The sequence below is a fragment of the Paenibacillus xylanexedens genome (assembly GCF_007680605.1).
Lineage (GTDB): Bacteria > Bacillota > Bacilli > Paenibacillales > Paenibacillaceae > Paenibacillus > Paenibacillus xylanexedens_B.
The window spans coordinates 2985419-3003855 of the sequence record NZ_VEIO01000001.1 but is presented as its reverse complement, the minus strand read 5'-3'; the positions used below and the strand labels follow the sequence as shown (position 1 = coordinate 3003855).

The 18437-nt window shown below is 46.6% G+C and carries 12 protein-coding genes; 6 read left to right on the top strand and 6 right to left on the bottom strand.

What is annotated here, in order from left to right; genetic code table 11:
* Nucleotides 1-201: 201 nt before the first annotated feature.
* On the top strand, nt 202-1230 hold the full coding sequence (locus FS818_RS13300) for a leucine-rich repeat domain-containing protein (RefSeq protein WP_145332360.1): 1029 nt from the start codon (nt 202-204) through the stop codon (nt 1228-1230).
* 44 nt (nt 1231-1274) lie between these two features.
* Here the strand turns inward: FS818_RS13300 and FS818_RS13295 are convergent, their stop codons facing one another.
* Both FS818_RS13295 and FS818_RS13290 read right to left on the bottom strand, forming a co-directional pair.
* Complete coding sequence (locus FS818_RS13295) at nt 1275-1994, bottom strand: SDR family oxidoreductase (RefSeq protein ID WP_145332358.1); 720 nt, start codon at nt 1992-1994, stop codon at nt 1275-1277.
* Between the two features lie 182 nt (nt 1995-2176).
* On the bottom strand, nt 2177-2545 hold the full coding sequence (locus FS818_RS13290; protein ID WP_145332356.1) for a winged helix-turn-helix transcriptional regulator: 369 nt from the start codon (nt 2543-2545) through the stop codon (nt 2177-2179).
* Between the two features lie 198 nt (nt 2546-2743).
* On the opposite strand from FS818_RS13290, the gene FS818_RS13285 reads away from it, so the two are divergent.
* Nucleotides 2744-3286, top strand: coding sequence for an NAD(P)H-dependent oxidoreductase (locus tag FS818_RS13285; protein WP_145332353.1), 543 nt, complete (start codon nt 2744-2746; stop codon nt 3284-3286).
* A gap of 115 nt (nt 3287-3401) precedes the next feature.
* Here FS818_RS13285 and FS818_RS13280 read toward each other — a convergent pair whose 3' ends face one another.
* Nucleotides 3402-4967 carry a glycoside hydrolase family 43 protein gene (locus FS818_RS13280; protein ID WP_145332351.1) on the bottom strand — a complete coding sequence of 522 codons (1566 nt, stop codon included), beginning with the start codon at nt 4965-4967 and terminating at the stop codon, nt 3402-3404.
* Nucleotides 4968-5014: 47 nt separating this feature from the next.
* A complete protein-coding gene (locus FS818_RS13275) occupies nt 5015-6955 on the bottom strand; it encodes a carbohydrate-binding protein (protein WP_313960466.1) in 1941 nt (646 codons plus the stop codon).
* A 777-nt stretch (nt 6956-7732) separates the two neighbouring features.
* On the opposite strand from FS818_RS13275, the gene FS818_RS13270 reads away from it, so the two are divergent.
* The 4 genes from FS818_RS13270 to FS818_RS13260 all read left to right on the top strand — a co-directional run bounded on the left by FS818_RS13270 (nt 7733) and on the right by FS818_RS13260 (nt 11059).
* Nucleotides 7733-8092 (top strand): hypothetical protein, encoded by a 360-nt coding sequence (locus FS818_RS13270; RefSeq protein WP_145332349.1) that lies wholly within the window; start codon nt 7733-7735, stop codon nt 8090-8092.
* Nucleotides 8093-8128: 36 nt separating this feature from the next.
* Nucleotides 8129-10024 carry an exosporium glycoprotein BclB-related protein gene (locus FS818_RS13265; RefSeq protein ID WP_145332347.1) on the top strand — a complete coding sequence of 632 codons (1896 nt, stop codon included), beginning with the start codon at nt 8129-8131 and terminating at the stop codon, nt 10022-10024.
* Nucleotides 10025-10221: 197 nt separating this feature from the next.
* Nucleotides 10222-10440, top strand: a complete 219-nt coding sequence (locus tag FS818_RS28790) for a hypothetical protein (RefSeq protein WP_186375475.1) — start codon at nt 10222-10224, stop codon at nt 10438-10440.
* Nucleotides 10441-10450: 10 nt separating this feature from the next.
* Nucleotides 10451-11059 carry a DUF5050 domain-containing protein gene (locus FS818_RS13260; RefSeq protein ID WP_186375474.1) on the top strand — a complete coding sequence of 203 codons (609 nt, stop codon included), beginning with the start codon at nt 10451-10453 and terminating at the stop codon, nt 11057-11059.
* Nucleotides 11060-11185: 126 nt separating this feature from the next.
* Here the strand turns inward: FS818_RS13260 and FS818_RS13255 are convergent, their stop codons facing one another.
* Complete coding sequence (locus FS818_RS13255) at nt 11186-13147, bottom strand: AraC family transcriptional regulator (RefSeq protein ID WP_145332343.1); 1962 nt, start codon at nt 13145-13147, stop codon at nt 11186-11188.
* 283 nt (nt 13148-13430) lie between these two features.
* The gene (locus FS818_RS13250) at nt 13431-18410 is read right to left on the bottom strand and encodes a discoidin domain-containing protein (RefSeq protein WP_145332341.1); all 4980 of its coding nucleotides are present in this window, start codon (nt 18408-18410) and stop codon (nt 13431-13433) included.
* Nucleotides 18411-18437: the final 27 nt, after the last annotated feature.

The following is an 18437-nucleotide window of genomic DNA, read 5'->3' as shown; positions in this document are numbered from 1 at the left end:
GTTCAAAACTTCTGAGTTATATGTCGGCATATAATATAGATTTGTGTATATTTTTGTCGAATTAAAAAAAAATTAAGAATGCGGTAAGAAAACGCTAGTTCGCATATGGTGGTTCATTTAGGGAAGGTTGTTTATAATGAAATGAGCGGGATTGATAATGCATGATGTGAACAGGACTGAACCAGGACAGGGGGAAGGGTAATGACTCGATTTTGGCATGCTTCGATACAGGGAATGCCCTGGAATGAAGAAAAAATGAACCAGGCCGTGCAGCATTTGCGCCGCAGAGGGACGGTTCATTTTCGTGTTGGCGTGGATACGTATGAGGATTTGACTGAATTGGATATGAACGTTTTTGCAGCCAGGCCTGATCTGATTCTTCACATATCAAATGCGGATATTAAAGCGAAATATCCATCAAACTTCCTTGGGCGTTTAGCGCAGTTGAAACATGTGTCCGTCTTACAGCTGGACTGTGCACAGGTGCAGGATCTGACAATACTCGGAGCGTTGAAACAATTGGTATTTCTGAGAGTTAATTCACCCGCCAAAGCGATCGATCTGAGTTTTATCGAGCACTATCCACAGTTAACGTATCTTGAACTGCACGGTAAATATAAAGGCCTGACCCCGATAAGCAAATGTCAAAGCCTGGAGACCGTCATCCTGAACTGTCCGGTGGACTGTCTCGAGATTTTAACAGAATTGCGGAAACTGCAGTATCTGTCCCTTGATCATTGTGAATTAAAGAGCGAGCTTGAGGTACTGGCACAGTCCACCATTTCTATGCTTAAGCTTAGCTCGGTGCGGAAGCTGATGAGTATTCAGGGACTGGAGCAGATGCACGGACTTGAGTATTTGCATGTATCCTTGCCGAAGCTGGAACAATGTTGTGATTTCTCGCAGATGCCCCGGCTCAAACAGATTGAACTGGTTTACATGAAGTCGCTTCAGGATATCGAGTGCTTATGGACAGCCCGTGCACTGGAAGTCTTGGAGTTGAAAGAGATTAACACAGCCATCAAAGCAACGTCTTTTGCTAGAATGGCAGATCTTGAGCAGCTTCGGCAGGTGGATTTCCGCTTTATTGACTTTAATAAAGGTCGCATTGCAGCTATACGGGAACAGCTCATCCAGCAGGAGAAGTCACATATCATCTATGAACATATACCTGAGCAACAACGAGTACAATCGATGGCGATCGAGCATCTATCCCGATATTTAATGTGAAGCAACGCGAATTCATACAATAAAATAAAATCTATCCTTTTTTACTACGTGTTCATATCGGTAAGAGCAGGTACGTTAATCTCTTTTACACAGGCAGCATTGGACAGGCTGACGATACACCGGACAATCGAAACCATGTCTTGAAGCGGAATGCGTGTCCCGCCATACTCGGATAGTGCGCGTTCGATTCCTTCTGCATAGGGAATTTCAGCTGCCAGCTCTCCCGGATTAATGCAAGTAACGGCTATGCGATCCTGCCGGGTATGTTCTCTAAGCGCTTCTGTAATACCACGGATTGCAAACTTGGAGGCAACAAAAGAAACCTGAGTGCTGCCCGCATTGCTTAAACCTGCTGTGGAGCCGATGAGAATGATCTTGCCTGCGGCAGACTTGCGAAGCTGAGGTAGTAGAGCTTGAATACATACAATGGTGGACGTTATATTAACATGGATCAGCTCTTGAATATCGGAAGGCTTATCCTGATCGAAGGTGTAGTGTTCCTCAAATCCTTCCTTTTCCCAAATACCTACGTTATAAATAAGCACATCCAATGTTTCGTTACGAAGCTGCTCTGCAATCTGTTTGGCAGCCTGAAGCTCCGAGAGATCGGCCTGAATCCATACTCTCTGTACACCGTCCTCCAGTTGCAGACTTTCTGGTTTGCTACGGGATACAACCCATACTTTATCTCCTGCCTGGGGCACTCCGCGGACAAATGCGTCCCCCAATCCTTTACTGGCACCAAATACAATATAGTTTTTCATACGTAAAAACCTCCTGATGATATAGATAGGATAAACTCAATCTTCTTGAATACTTCGGTTGATAAGTCATATCAATTGAGCTATATTAAAGGATTAATCCAACCTGCATCAAAATTAATAATTATAATGTTATTTTACTATATAGGTGGGATATGGAAGATGAAGGTTCGATGAGAGATGCTTCATTCTTCGAGCTCGGTTTGTTCATCAGATAACAACACAATGTCTTCTCCGTGTTGCTGCCTGAGCGCAATATTATCTCTTCCCCAGGTACACATCACATCCACAATCGTATTCGCTGTGACACCATATTCCGTAAGCCGATACTCGACCTTGGGCGGCATTTGCTCATAAACCTGTCTTGTGACAAGACCATCGCGTTCCAATTCGCGTAATTGTTGAATCAGTACTTTTTGGGAAATGCCGGGCATGCTGCGCTCTAGTTCTCCAGTTCTTTTGACACCAGACATTAATAAACAGATGATAATGGCTTTCCACTTGCCGCCAATGATTTCGAGTGTAGCTTCAATGCCCAAACGATATTCTTTCATTCATATCACCTCGTTTTATATTTACGTGTTCACAGGGATAACTATTTATTTTCTCATAACTGTAAAGCCGAAGTCCATACACACCTTGAGGTAAGTATCTTACTTCATTGTGTGTATTTTCTTTTGGTCTGACGTGGCGGATAATGATCCGTAATCAAGGAAAGAAATCAACCTGTTTTGGAGAGAGGAAGGCCTGCAATGAAAACACTGGTTATTCTGGCACATCCGAATATGACAACTTCAAGAGTAAATCGCCGCTGGAAAAAGGAGCTGGAACAGCACGCAGATGAGGTGAATATTCACGAATTATACGAAGCTTATCCTGACTGGAACATCGACATTGCTCGCGAACAGGAGCTACTGGAGGCACATGATCACATTATTTTTCAATTTCCGTTCTATTGGTATAGTTACCCGCCGCTGCTCAAAAAATGGCTGGATGATGTGTTCACGCATGGATGGGCTTATGGATCGAAGGGCAATCGATTGCATGGAAAGCGGATGGGACTGGCAATAACCATTGGGGATCAGCAGGATAATTACGGAAAAGGAGAGCCGGTAGGTTTTAGTGTCGAAGAGCTGACTGCACCATTCAAGGCAAGTATGAATCATGTGGGCGTTACGGCACTGCCGCATTATGCTGTCTTTGGTGCCTCATTTCAGGCAAGTGATGAAGAGATTGACCAAAGTGCTGAAGCGTATATTCAATATATTAAAGCGTCAAGTGAGATATTTTTATAAAAACAATGAAAATGACCTGGTTCCGCACATAGCGGAGTTCCAGGCCACAGTTTTATTACAAGTGTACTTTAAGTCGCAACACTGATCCTAAAGATCAACAGTACTTTCATCACGCTTACTCTACACGGAAAAAGTCAAAATCAGCGTAACCTCCGGTAGATTTGGTCGCGTAGTTAAACAATGCAAAGCGATAACCCATAAAATGTGGCATCGTATAGGACATCTGTAGCGTATTGCCAATGGTTGTCCAGTTCGTTCCATTCAGACTATAGGCGAAATAGGCTTTATCGGTCTGATTGGTGAAGTCGCAGATGACCCGCAAATAAATTTTGTTCTGGTTCAGGGGCACACTTGCCACTTCAGTCATCGTGCCGGAACTGGCGTTTGCCATAACAATTGACTTGGTATTGCCTGTCATCTTGACGCCCACAAAGCCGTATCGGGCCTGAAAAGCGGCTAGGCCGACATAATCGCCATCCTTCATACCTGCCGTTTCCAGGGCGGTAATGCCTGTACTTTTTGGCCCAAACGTTCGTTGTGTCAGCGTATTGCGAGCCTCCAATATATTTTTGCTAAGCTTGCCTGTGGTCAGCCGCATGAAGCCGGGACGCTGGCTCAAGGACCATTTTGACGGGTCGGGATTATGATTCCATTGCCAGAACTTCGAGAGAGTGGATGTACCGGAAGCCGCATTAAACTCATCTGAACCGAAGATTTTAGCGGCTGGCTGTCCTTCCACAGGCATGTTCATCGTCAATGGAACTTTGCCATTCACCCCGAATACAGGCCAGTTATCCGACCAGGTTACCGGTACTAGATATGGAATGCGTCCAACGGCTCCTCGGTCGCGAAACAGGAAGCCATACCAGGCACCAGATGCGGTATCCACGATACCTCCTTGCGCAATACCTGAATCTCTGAGTACCACTCTGCCGGTATATGGCCCGGTCAATGAGTTCGCACGATAGGCGAGCTGGATTCGTCCATCACCTGAAGGCCAGGCAATCAGGAAGACGTAATACATGCCATTAATCTTTTGAATGTGTGCGCCTTCTGCTTTTACAATCATGTTTGAGCCGGCAATATTGCTAGCATTCGGAATTAATACCTGATTCAGACCGCCGGATTTCACAGCCTTGGCATCCGCCGTCAACTCGACGATGCTGATGTTATCACTGCCATGGACAAGAAATGTGCGATTCCCGTCAAAGAGAAGGGAGGGGTCATGGTAATAACTGTTCAACGTGTATGGCGTCCATGATCCGGTTTCGATGTTGCTGGTCTGATAGATGTAAGTCCTTCCTGTGGAAAGCGAACCGAATGCGACGTAATAGGTGCCATTATTGTAGCGAAGGCTGCTGGCCCAAGATCCGCGCCCGTATTCGTTCTGACCGTTATTCAGGTTCTGTGCATCACCGTTGCCAAGGGTGTCATATACATAGTTCACAATGCTCCAGTTGACCAGATCCGTTGACTTCATAACAGGAACGCCTGGGTTCATATGCATGGTTGTACTGGTCATATAAAAGGTATTACCCACGCGTATGACATCGCTGTCCGGCACATCTGCATAAATGATCGGATTGTTAAACGTTGCCGCAGAGGCAGACTGCGGGGTCAATGGCAGTGATGTTAACAGTAGAGGAAGTATGAGCATGAGCACCCCGATTTTTTTCCACATAACTAATCCTCCTGGAATGTCAAAATCAACAGAAAATGATGAATTGATTACGAAATTTCAAGATAATCGATGTAAGCATCCCAGGTGCCATTATCCGTTGTCACAACCAGTTTGATTTCCTGATTCCCTGTGCCGTGCGTGATATTTGGCAAAGTTTGAACCGTTGGTTGTGTTCCGGTAAAAAAGAACGAACCAGCGGTTACCCCGCCAATAACGAGATCAACACGGGCTGTGCTATTGTTGTTGGAAGCCCCGCGAAGAGAGAATTGATGTGTGGGGTTGGCAAAATATTGATTGTAAGACGCAGAATCATTGTTCGCATAGAGCGCTACACCGTTAAAAGGAGAACTGATCAGCCCGGCATATTGACCGGCAAGGGTCATGCTCTCTGTTTCAACTCGAGTAACGTTTGGATTGGGATTCGGGTTCGGATTCGGGTTGGGGTTACCTCCAGAACCGGAGGTAAACTGCCAGTAATCCAGATTGAACAGATTCCCGTTACCTGAGCCTGTAAACACCAGATACAGATGATGACGTCCTGTTGTATTGGTGATATTGGTTTCGAGCTCACGCCAGTTCTGTACGCCACCCGTTGAAGTGACGTTAAGTGTGCCGATGAGTGTACCTGTCGGACTGCCAAGGCGGAGTTCGATGTTACCATTTCCGGTAGAAGCCACGTTGGCCTTGAATTTCGAAGCCCCTGTTGAACCGAAATCTACATTACTTACAGCAACCCAGTCCCCGTTATTGATATTCGTCACATTTTGGTTGGCTGTCGGTCCGCCGCTGGCTTGAGTCGGTTGTGTATTGATGCCAGCTTGCCAAGCAATCGTCTCGGCTTCCACTCTGTTATAGGGATTAAGATTAGCTGTCTGAGGAACACCGGTCATGTTACCCTGTACTTCCTGAATCGATCCGTCTGCGTTATGCGTCAGTCTGTTGATGTGGGTAGAACGGTATCCTTTGCCATCCCCGAGGAAGGCTTTGCTTACCGTCTGTGCATGGTACGCTACATACCACTGATTATTGAACTGGAACACGGCATGGTGGTTGTTGCCACCTACACCGAAGAAGGTACCCGGATTTTTGAGGAAGTGTCCTTTGTATGTGAAAGGCCCCATCGGGCTGTCACTTACCATATATCCGATTTCACCTTTTGGGTAGGCTGCCGGATGGTTTCCGGCAAAGTTGATGCAATACGAATAGTAATATTTGCCGTTGTACTTATGAATACCCGAATCTTCGAACATATAAGGCGCATCAATCGTTGTGGCACTACCCACTACACTGGTCATATCGGCACCGAGACGGATGACACGCGCGGTTTTTGGATTCGCAATGGAGGCTGCGTTATTTTCGTTCGGAATGCCGCCGCCTGCATACAGATAAGCGGAGCCATCATCATCAACAAGCACAGCCGGGTCAAAGAGCCAAGTTACGCCCGACATGCCAGGCGTTCCATGTGTGACAAGCGCACGTCCGAGTGGATCAGACCAAGGGCCGATGGGAGAATCAGCAGTCAGAACACCGATTCCTGCACCTGAATTAGCGAAATACAGGAAAAATTTATCTTTGCCTGCGATCGTTTTCTTGGCCATCGCTGGCGCCCAGGACTGGCTTGCCCATCTGGCAATGCCTTGTCCATTGTTGGCATTATTTGCACCGGCTACCGGAATGTAGCCATGGTCGGTCCAGTTCACCATGTCAGCCGAGGAGATCACGCTGATTCTGCCGATGGTGCCGTAGTTATTTTCGCGGACGGAGCCGTCGTTGTTGTAGAGGAAGGTATCTCCTGTCATATATACGTAGACCCGATTGTTGTGAACGAGCACGTAAGGGTCAGCTCCTAACTTGTGATCAACAAGAGGATTGGCATTTACAGGCGTTTTGGCAACGGCATTATTCGCTGCGTGGCTGGATTCGGCGGGTAGAACGGAAAAAACGAGAATAAGTGACATCAGCAGAGCTAGCGGTTTACGGATGATCATACGTTCGCCTCCATTAGTTTAGGTTGGAATTGTGTTATTGTGTGGAACACTCATGGTTGAACAGAGCTGTTTGGATGAGACAGCTAAAGTGAGAAGATAAAGAAGAATGATGAGCTAATGTTCTTTATCACACCTCCTTTCAAAGATGAGATCGATGGTATCGTTCATGATTGTGATCTATGGCTTAAGCCATACAACTTGTACAGAGGATAGCTATCTACTGTAGCAAGTTGACAGCAGTAACCCGGTAATAGGGGAGAGTACGAACTTGTGTGTGTTAAAAAGTATATAATTTGTCCTGTTGTGCAATGTAATCGCTTTCAATAGAATGGTTTTAAAAGACCGAAAGAAGAGTTGTGACTTATTTTATGTAATTATTTTTCATTTTTGTTTTAAAATGTTTTTTATAGTTGACGATATCATATCACAATTTTGCCACAATACAATCATTTTCTATCAAAATTTGTAAGAAAAAGTTAGGTGGAAGGTTTATTCAATTGTAAGAGTGACACCGATAAGATCTATTCAATGGTGGCCGTAGCTTCTTCACCTCTTGAGGAACGGTCATTTTTGCGTTGAAATACATCCGAATTATACATATTTACAAGCTTTATAGGATGAAATTATAGATGCTCATGGTACTTATGGCTTGATAATGGTGAACTGTCCCCTGTCTATGGTCCACACCGCTGATCTAGTGAATGAATATGACTAATATGTGATCCATGATGTCAAGAAAAGCTAGAGTAAGAGGTTCACAAAAGGTGGGATGGGAAAATGGCTATATTATCAACTGGACCGATCGAAAATAATGCCGTTTCCGGGGTTAGACCGACACAACAGGTAACGATCCGATTGGTGAGCCGGGCTACTGTGGATGCGGTAAGTGTATCTGTTCAGGGGTATGTCCTGAGTACAACAAGAACGCTGTATGTAAGTGAAGTGATCAGTATTGCGCCTAATGAAGCAGTGACCCGAAATTATTTTGCAGATGTGGATGCCTTTGAATTTGTGTTTGGAGTAAGTGATGCAAGTGTCGGAGACGTCGGAATTTCAGTGTGGGGCAAACAGGCGTCAGGTCAATTGGTGGATGCACACCGGGTAGTTGAACACGAAAAAACAGTGAAGAACATCTAGAAAACAAGACTTTTTTGGAAAGAAGGGAATGTAGCGATGAGCTTTTTATCGACAGGGCCGATCGAAAATAACGCTGTTAGTGGTGTTAGACCCACTCAATCCGTAACGGTTAGAATTGATAACCGCAGTGAAGTTACATCCTCATCTGTACAAATACAAGGGTATTATATGAGTAGTGGATTAAGAGTTTTGTATGTCAGTGAATCTTTGGACATCGCGCCAAATCAAGTAATAACGAACAACTACTTTGCTAATCTGGATGCCTTTGAATTCACATTTACGACAACAGCGACGGTTAATGATCCTGTCCAAGTTTCCGTATGGGGAAAGAGTAGCACGGGGGCTTTGGTAACAGCACATCGTTTGGTTTCTTCTGAATTGTTGGGAGAAGTGCCCGGTATCACTGGAGTCACAGGCGCTACAGGTGCAACCGGGGCTACGGGAGCGACAGGTCCAGCAAGTGGAGTTACCGGAGCAACGGGTGTCACAGGTGCAACTGGGGCTACTGGCCTGGCGGGAGCAACCGGTGCGACCGGAGCAACAGGTCTGGCAGGAGTAACGGGTGCAACGGGAGCAACAGGTCTGGCAGGAGTGACAGGTGCGACTGGAGCAACAGGTCTGGCGGGAGAGACTGGTGCAACGGGAGCAACAGGTCTGGCAGGAGTAACGGGTGCAACGGGAGCAACAGGATTAGCTGGTGTGACAGGCGCGACCGGAGCAACAGGATTAGCTGGTGTGACAGGGGCGACCGGAGCAACAGGCCTTGCAGGAGTAACGGGCGCGACCGGAGCGACAGGTCTGGCAGGAGTAACCGGTGCGACCGGAGCAACAGGTCTTGCAGGAGTAACAGGTACGACCGGAGTAACAGGTCTGGATGGAGTGACCGGTGCAACGGGAGCGACAGGTCTTGCAGGAGTAACAGGCGCGACCGGAGCAACAGGCCTTGCAGGAGTAACGGGCGCGACCGGAGCGACAGGTCTGGCAGGAGTGACAGGTGCGACTGGAGCAACAGGTCTGGCGGGAGTAACCGGTGCAACGGGAGCGACAGGTCTGGCCGGAGTGACAGGTGCGACCGGAGCAACAGGTCTGGCGGGAGAGACTGGTGCAACGGGAGCAACAGGTCTGGCAGGAGTAACGGGTGCAACGGGAGCAACAGGATTAGCTGGTGTGACAGGCGCGACCGGAGCAACAGGTCTGACGGGAGTGACGGGTGCGACCGGAGCAACAGGTCTGGATGGAGTGACCGGTGCAACGGGAGCGACAGGTCTTGCAGGAGTAACAGGCGCGACCGGAGCAACAGGCCTGGCAGGAGTAACGGGTGCGACCGGAGCAACAGGTCTGGCCGGAGTGACAGGCGCAACGGGAGCAACAGGTCTTGCAGGAGTGACGGGTGCGACCGGAGCAACAGGTTCTGGTGCTATTATTCCTTATGCATCAGGGTTACCAGCTTCGTTGACTACGGTGCTCGGCGGACTTTTAAATACCTCCAGCTTGGTTGGTTTTGGTAATAATGCATCAGGAGTAACGATTAATGGAGGAATCATTGATCTCACAGGCGCTGCCGGTACGTTGCTTAACTTTGCGTTCTCGGCATCCCGCGCGGGGACAATTACCTCATTGGCTGCTTATTTTAGTACGACAGCTGCACTTAGTTTGGTAGGATCTACAGTAACGATCACTGCACAATTATTCCGTTCCACTACACCGAATAATACCTTTACTGCTGTACCAGGAGCAGTTGTAACCTTGGCACCAGCGCTGACTGGCATTTTATCATTAGGCACAATTGCCAGCGGATTGACCTCAGGTCTGAGTATTCCGGTAGCCGCCGGTGACCGTCTGCTTATGGTCTTCTCTGCTTCAGTAACCGCCGGAATTGATGTGGCTTCAACGATTGCGGGATATGCAAGTGGTGGCCTGACCATCACTTAATGAAATCTTTTACAACTTTTCGATTCCAGGACACAAAACAGAACCTCTTGCCAAGTTGGCGAGAGGTTCTTTACAAGTGGGGATTGTGATTAGGTTGTAACGAAGAGCATGCCAAATGTAGAGTAAATGATTGTTCTATTTTTGAATTCCATTTACAATAACCCATGTTGGAAAATACATATTTTAGGGAGAAGAACATGAGAAGAAAATGGTTGATAGCGTTATTAAGTGTGATTATGTTGTTTGGCGTTGTACCTGCATACAGTGCTGAAGATTCGGGAAAATCTTTAGTATGGTATGGTTATGAAGATGATGGAGATTTGATGGGCATCAATGTTACAACATTCACAGGTAATAAAAGCAAAACAGAATCTATTTTGTCAAAGCGAGTTTCAGATAGAGGGGAATTTCGGTAGATTTACTGTAGTGGGCAATACGATTTATTTTGTTAAAGATGAAAGGACCGCGGAAACACCTGATGCGTTGTCTTTCGGCTCAATGAGAACAGATGGCTCAAACGAACAAACGATATTATCTAAATCTCCTTTCTATAATTTTAAAATAAACAACGGCTACATCTACTATGCAAACATGGAAAATGACAAGTTTTATCGTATGAGTCTAGATGGTGCAGGAATGAAGGCATTATCTTCAAAAGCTGTTTGGCCATTTGAATTTTATGGAAATGTTTTGTTTTTTTCAGAGAACATAGGCGGACGTTATAATTCTAGTTCTATCGGTGTCTTTTCGGATAAAAACGGAAATAGGAAGAAAACATTTACCACAAAAGGATCAATTGATCCCATAGCATATATAAATAATAAGTTTTATTATCGAAGTTTTTCGGTAGACAAGAATGGCAATAATAAGAGTGACTTGTATCTTTATAATCGTTATACAGGCAAGAAGAGCAAGCTGCGTTCTTTAGACGCAAATGATCGATTTATAGGTACAGTAGGCGATGGTCTTGCATTCCTTTCTTTTGAGAAAGGCACGATTTATAAGCTTGGATATGATGGTAAAATCAAAAAGTAATTCATTGCAGAAAAAGGGATCTCTCGCTAAAAAGGCTTGAGGTCCCTATTTATGTGTCCGTAAAATTGAGCCATTATTTTATGATTCGATCAGAAGGTTAAAATCGGCAATAGAGCTTCCTGGGTTTCACTTCGAATTTGTTAAGCTGTCTACGACAAATTGAAGCTGGGCTTCCAGTGAAATGGGATCACTGAATACGAAGCCTCGGCTATTTTCACGATAAACACGATTGTTCTTGACAGCAGGAAGGTTCTCCCATACCTTGCCTTCAAATATCGGAGCAACATTTTCTTCACCAGTCCAGCCACTAATAAAAATGTAATCTCCTGCGTATTGAGGTAACAATTCCAGAGAGAGCTTGGCCCAGCCTTTTCCACTGTCAATGGCCTCTTTTTGTATTATAGGGGATGCTTTCAGATCAAACTCTCCATAGATAATATCTCCACCCCGGCCAAAGCTGCCATAGGCATAAAACTCTTTGGCACTTCCTGAATCAAAGATTGATACAGAACGATCACCAACAGCTTGTCTCACCAGCGGTTTGTATTTAGCAATTTTGGTATCCCAGTCTGCAATCCACGCGTTTGCCTGTTCTTCTCTGCCCGTCATTTTGCCAAATTCGATCAATTGCTTGCGAAAAGGGACTCCATATTCCACGGCAACGGTCGGTGCAATTTTGGACAGTTTTTCTATCGTTTCTGCATCATTCCAGACCACGATTAAATCCGGCTGCAGCTCCATTATTTTCTCGTAAGGCACGTCATTTCCAATATTTACGACATCATCAAGCTTTCCTTCAGTATAACTGTTGAAAGATTCGTCCCCAGCTCCAACGGGTTTAAGTCCAAGGGCTAACAAGTGCCCGGTGAATGCCCCAGCCACCATCACTACACGTTGAGGATTTTTGGGGATCTGCACGTCGCCGTTAATTGCAGTGTAAGTTACTAACTCCGAATTGTTGCTTGTTGCCGTGCTAGATGTCGTATTTGTGCCAACCGCCGGACTTGATGTGTTGCCACTTGTTGAAGTTGTGCTTGCTGGCTTGGCGCATGCGGTAACTAAAAGAGTCAGGCACAACAGCAAAGTAATGCCGACGGGTAATTTTCGTTTATACATCCGTAAATCTCCTTTTTCGTCTTTTTGATAATGATTATCATTACTGTTATCAATATAACGACGAAGTTTACGGGGAGCAATGGATGATCCAAGCTTTATGATAGGATGATTGGCGTTTTTTGCTGGAGAAAATCTCTCGCTTTTAAATTGTTTTGGCGTGATACCGGTTTGTTTTTTGAACATTCGAATAAAGTAGGATACATCTGGATATCCGACAGTTGCCGCAATTTCGTGTAGAGACAAGTTTGTTCTGAGCAGAAGTTCTTCTGCTCTCATGATCCGAACACGTATCAAATAGTCAATAATACTTGTGCCAGTTTCACGCTTGAAGCATTTTGAAAGGTAGGGCCCGCTATAGTGAAAGGTTTGTGCGAGTGTTTCCCTGGTCAAGGGTTCAGCATAGTATTCCTGAATGTAACGTATGAGCTGAGAGGTCAAGTTGGGTGATGTTGTTGTAACTTGCTGCTGATCCATTTGTTTAAATAAATCGTAGACGAATTGATAAAACAGCGCTTTGACATGTAGATGCTCTAACCGCTTTGAAGTATGCCATTCGCTAAGCATTTGTTCGGCCAGTTTGTAAAGGATAGCGGGGTGGAGAGGAACAAAGCCATATTGAAGACGGAATGGCACCAGTTGATCCATCTGTCCGATGACATGCCTTTCAGCAGATTTTGGCAAGAAAGCTTTATAAAGAATCAGATAATAATGAAAGGTATCCTCTGTGAGGATAATATCCAGACGTGCGCCTTTGCCTCCATGTAATATATAAAAAGGTTTTGAGACATGCTCAGTTCCGTCTAAAGTTACAGTTGCACTGCCATGAGTTACATACAGAAAGGCACTTGCTGGAAAGAAATAAGGAGCAACACGATCACCGGCTTCAATAGTAATATACCGCACATCCATGAGGTTTAGCGTCGCCCAATTCCAGACTAGCAGCTGTTCTTGTATATCTATGCTTGCTTCCAATTTAGAGAGTCTCCCTTCCTTAAATTAAAACTATAAAGCCCGTCATGATGGAATTATTGTAATGTATCTAAACTATTTTCAACGGTTACGCATGATTTGAACAGGATATTTTCTCCACCTGTTAAAAAGAACGGGGGAGCTTACACTCACGAAAGGAGTCTTCTGCTAGATTTAGAAGCGGGTTAATATCAAAAAAACACCTCTGTCCCGCAAAATGATGGGAGAGAGGTGGTGACATGGAACGAAATTTATATCTCTAAATTACTTTTTATTGGTCAAGCGTTCAGTGGTACAGCCTTAATTCGGCAATAGACCACCACCACTCAGCATTGTCCGTAGTCAAAGCAATTTTGACATATCGTGCCTTCTGGTTCGCGAATATCACGGAGATCAAAGGATCTGTTCCCGCAGCTTCTGAAACCGGATCCCATTGCTCGCCATTTGTTGAAGTGACGATTGTAAAATTGCGGGCATAGTCATTGGTGCTGCTACCTGAGTCCATAATTAACCGGCTGAAATTCTGGATGCTTCCCAGATCGATCTGAATCCACTGGTCCGCTTGTTGTCCGGATGCAGAGGTCCAGCGTGAGTTCAGATCATCATCCAGCAGTGCGCCAACGTCTTCATACGTGGAAGCAGTAACTGTCCAAGACGTCCGATCCAGTTCAGTAGGCAACAAATGATCCTGTTCTCCGGGTGTCCATGGCGTCTGATCAGCGGTGTAAACTGTGATTTCAGCTATAGACCACCAGTGGGAATCCGTTCCGGTCTGGACTATTTTGATATAGCGAGCCTCACGGGGAGCGAAAGCAATAGAGAGCACGGCATTATTCCCTTCACCCGCTACCACAGCTTTACCCCAATCCGTGCCATCCAGAGAGGTGTATACTTCGTAACCACGAGCATAATCGTCACTGCTGTGAGCACTATCCAATACAATCCGGTTCACAATCTGTGAATGGCCCAGATCCAGCTGAAGCCACTCACCGCCTGATTGTGTCTGACCGGAAGTCCAACGCGTTTGGTCTGAGCCGTCCAGTACCGCCATTGCAACTTCATCACCGGAAGATGCTAAGACGGACCAACCATCTGGAATCAGACGTTTTTGCTTTCCTGTTCCATAGTGCTGAACGAACAACTCAGAGATCGACCACCATTGGTCGGATTCACCCGTCTGCATGATCTTCACATAACGTGCCTGTTGCTCAGGGAAGGAGATAGAAAGACGTCCTGACGTTCCTTCGCCTCCAGCAATAGAGGTTCCCCAGTTCTGCCCGTCATCGGAAACAAAAATGCGATATTGCCGCGGATAGTCATCCTTCGCGTTCCCCGGGTCCAGCTCTACCGCGTCAAAAGCACTCGTTTGCCCAAGATCAATCGTAACCCACTGTCCCTCCGTTTGCTTTCGTCCGTTCGTCCATAATGTGTCTCGTTTTCCATCCAGCATGTAAGCTGTGACATCGGTTCCTTGTGTGGAAGAAGCGGTTACGGTCCAGGTTGACCGATCGGGCAACGGGGTTGGAGCCGGATTTGGATGCTCAGGTGTTTGGGGCAATTTCCCGAATCGGGCGAGCTTGAGTTCCGAGACGGACCACCAACTGTCTGCCGGAGCAGTCAAAACAATTTTGATATAACGCACAGTCTGCATCCCCAAATCAACGGACAAGCTCGGCGATGTTCCTGTTCCCTGTGCAATCGGCTTGCTCCAGTTCTCATTGTCTTTCGAAACGTAAACTTCATACCCGTGGGCATAATCACCCCAGTTATTGCCGGAGTTCATAAAGAGAGTATCCATCATCTGCTCGCTGCCCAGATCAATATGGAGCCAGTCTCCAGGCTGTTGCGTTTGTCCAGATGACCAGCGGGTAGCCAAATCTCCGTCAATCATGTGTTCCACTGCTTCAGAACTGGAGGAGGCGGTAATCGTCCATGTGCTACGATCCAGATAAGTGACGCCTTGTGAAGCATCCGGCTGCTTGACTACCGTATGCTCCAATGGATTGACCTTTACTTGAGCCTTAGCATAGACGGTAGCTGAACCCAAAGCCCCGCTGGCATTATAAAATCGAACCGTTCTGGCGGTATCGGACGGATTCCAGATTTGCGCTGTGTAGACGCCGTCCTTTTCGTAGACCGTTGCGGCCGGAGAATCAGCCCAAATATCCATTGTACGTGTTCCCGTGGATGCCATACTATGCATGAACCAGTAGGCGTTAAAGACCTCGTTTTGTTGCATGTCTTTCGTATTCCACTTTGCAAGAGCAGCCTCCGGGTCCCCGATGGATTGGAAAGGCCAGATGATGTGCTGCCATGTGCGCTCCTGCTGACCACCCAAATCCTTGATCAGACCGTTGTATAGTGCGGCAGTATTCTTCGGATCACGTCCATAATAGGTCATCCACTCCGCTGGCGGTAGCCAGTGAATGCCGTAAATATGCTCTGCGTCGTTGGAGAAGTACGTGCCATACAGGTAAGCACTGCCGTATACATGCCCTACGGTAGCGTGTTTGTATTCTTCCAGCCAGTTGTCTCCATCGTAGTTGAACCAATATTGCTCGGCCGCTTTTTCTTCGGTGACGAAACCCCAGATGCCTGTATCGCGATAGCCTTTATTCCCTGTTACTTCGCCCCACATATATTGCCCGACCCAGCTGAACAGAGCTTCACCTGCCGCTTCCTGATTGTTTCCGCTGCGATTGTCGGCATAACCGCCCGCCCAGGAATGGCCTGAATAGGGATCAAAATTACGCATCCATGGGAATTGATCGTCTGTGCGCGAAGGATTGGCGTAATCCCGGATCAGCAGCTCAACCATATCTCCATAATCCTCTACGAATGTTGGATCATACATAGCCAGCACCGCAGATGCGAAGACGTAGTAGCCATACGTAAAATGATGATCCGTTAGCCCGGTGTTGACCCCGAACCCGCTTCCATAAGGGAAGATCGTTCCCCATTGCTCCGAGTAATAAAAATAATAGGAGTGCAGACGTTCATCCGGTGAGTAAGTGTACCAGTCTGTCAAAATATTTCTTAACAGGGACAGGTAGTGGTCCCGACGTTCGATATCTCCAAGCTGGTCGCTAATGAGCACACCCAGTGCAAGCGGATGAAGCTTTTTCCCCTGCCAGTAGGGATCTTCGCTCATTACATTGCCTGACGTATCTGCATCAAGCTGATCCAGATAGCTGATTAATTGCGCGCGTGAGTATGTCGGATCATCCGGCTCCACAAATTGAGGAATAATGCCATAAAAACGATCCTGTGTCGTAAAGCTGTTGCCTTCGCTTACTTTCATCATCCCGCGAATGGAAGGATAAGTGAGCTCCGTGAGTGGAGTTGTGGCAATTTTCCACTGGTGCGGGAACAAAGCCATTAATGTACTGGTGGAAAAGTTGGCACGCTTTGTTTGTGTAACGGAGCTGAAGGTCGTTGTAACTTGGGAAGTGCTCTCGTTGTAGTTGTAATCAACCTTCGTATCCGTCACAAAAGCATAGGCATGCCGGTAATAGTATGCTAACTCTGATGCAGACGGCAGGGTAGCCAGCGACAAATAATTTTCGTTTGATCCCAGCTTGATCTTAAGTGTATTGCCAAGCTTTATAAGTGTGGTACCCTCTGGTGCATAAAGGCCGTAGTTTCTTGTAAAGGTTTGGGGCGAAGGAGCCCTGTCCTGATTGGTGACTTCTATACCGATATGATCTCCAGTCCATGATTCCCCGTCCTTGAGCACAATCTCACGGTTTTGATCATCAAAGAGACGTGTGATATTCGGTGAACGGAGCAGGATCGTGTCCGGGTTCTCGAACGTGTTGTACAGGAAAGGGGAGCCTTTGACAAAGGTTGTATTGACCTTCGCCGTGTCGTCGTCACTCATGATGATGTTTGCGGAGTAATCTCCGTATCCGGCTACCTTGGTATTCACCTTGGACGGATTCATATTGCTTGTTGTCAGGATAAGGTCTGCTTCACCATCTGTATCCATCGAATTGCCGTCAGCAGAGAGGTATCCTGCACCAGGATTCAAAATATGAAGTCCCTGCTTGGTGTAACGATTTTTGAACGGGAGTGTAACCAGACTGTTTCCATCTCCTAAATCCGAAACAAGAATTGACTGCCACCAGTCATTAGATGGAATCGGGGCAGTGATGTCGGCTGTGCGATTTTTCGGGTTTTTCGGTTGCAGCATGGTGATATCGTTAATGGCATAACTTCCGGCCCCAACCTGCACTGAGCTCATCTCCGGAATAGCCGGAATGGTGTAGACCGGTTTTTCATCACCTTGAATATACTCATATACATCAAACGCATAGAGAGAATAGCCATTGGTTGTACCTCGGCCAAGCCCTGCGAACTTTACATATCTGGCTTCCGCATATACAGGAATGTCATCTCGTCCGCCGTTACTGTGTAACTCCCGAACCAACGTAGTCCAGTGCTCTGCATCGCTCGATACCTGAATGTCGTATGCGCGTCCAAACGCATTTTCCCATTGCAGCGAAATTCCTCCGATTTCATGACGTTCGCCAAGGTCCACAACAATCCATTCCTGATCCTTGTATATGGAAGACCAGCGTGTACCTGGGTCACCGTCCGTCACATTGCGCGCTTCGTAATTGCGCTTTTCCATTTTGGCCTTGTCTTCGGCAGATCGACTAGGTTCGTCAATCTCTTCGGATGACGCCATGACCGATTTACCAAGGGCAAGGTTGGCAGCAACCGGTTTTGGAGGTGGGTTTGCTCCGCCCGTTCCATACACATTGAACGCGTACAGAGATACACCGTAGGCTTGCTGCGCCCGTTCATGACTGAACAAACGTACATATCGTGCATTGGCGGAAACCTCAACTTCCGTCATACCGCCTTGACCCTTCGTTGTAGAGTATACTTGCGTCCAGTTCACCTCATCATTGGACACCTCAAGGTCGAAGGCGGAAGCATAAGCATTTTCCCACTCAATCGAGATGTCCGAGATGGAAGCAACTGCACCCAAGTCAACATAAATCCACTGAGGGTCTTGCTGCCAGACACTTTCCCATCGGGTATTTTTGTTGCCATCCACCGCATGATCGGCTGTATTTCCGCCAAGGGATGAGGAACTATACACCGGTCTATTCAGTGATAAAAGATATGACCCTTCTGCTGCAGCGTTTGCTGCCTTGCTTGGCCATAGCGGAACACTGCTGATCAACAATAGCATAGATAACAGCAAGTTCACGCAGATACTGCGTTTGTTTCGTGTGTGACTCGTTCGTCCCTTCATATCTTCTTCTCCTTTGTTAGCTCTTGT

What these genes read in the sequence shown, in the direction of transcription:
- FS818_RS13280 (WP_145332351.1), bottom strand. Translation starts at nt 4,967, where the DNA reads ATGTGGAAAAAAATCGGGGTGCTCATGCTCATACTTCCTCTACTGTTA.
- FS818_RS13285 (WP_145332353.1), top strand. Translation starts at nt 2,744, where the DNA reads ATGAAAACACTGGTTATTCTGGCACATCCGAATATGACAACTTCAAGA.
- FS818_RS13290 (WP_145332356.1), bottom strand. Translation starts at nt 2,545, where the DNA reads ATGAAAGAATATCGTTTGGGCATTGAAGCTACACTCGAAATCATTGGC.
- FS818_RS13270 (WP_145332349.1), top strand. Translation starts at nt 7,733, where the DNA reads ATGGCTATATTATCAACTGGACCGATCGAAAATAATGCCGTTTCCGGG.
- FS818_RS13295 (WP_145332358.1), bottom strand. Translation starts at nt 1,994, where the DNA reads ATGAAAAACTATATTGTATTTGGTGCCAGTAAAGGATTGGGGGACGCA.
- FS818_RS13300 (WP_145332360.1), top strand. Translation starts at nt 202, where the DNA reads ATGACTCGATTTTGGCATGCTTCGATACAGGGAATGCCCTGGAATGAA.
- FS818_RS13250 (WP_145332341.1), bottom strand. Translation starts at nt 18,410, where the DNA reads ATGAAGGGACGAACGAGTCACACACGAAACAAACGCAGTATCTGCGTG.
- FS818_RS13265 (WP_145332347.1), top strand. Translation starts at nt 8,129, where the DNA reads ATGAGCTTTTTATCGACAGGGCCGATCGAAAATAACGCTGTTAGTGGT.
- FS818_RS13275 (WP_313960466.1), bottom strand. Translation starts at nt 6,955, where the DNA reads ATGATCATCCGTAAACCGCTAGCTCTGCTGATGTCACTTATTCTCGTT.
- FS818_RS28790 (WP_186375475.1), top strand. Translation starts at nt 10,222, where the DNA reads ATGAGAAGAAAATGGTTGATAGCGTTATTAAGTGTGATTATGTTGTTT.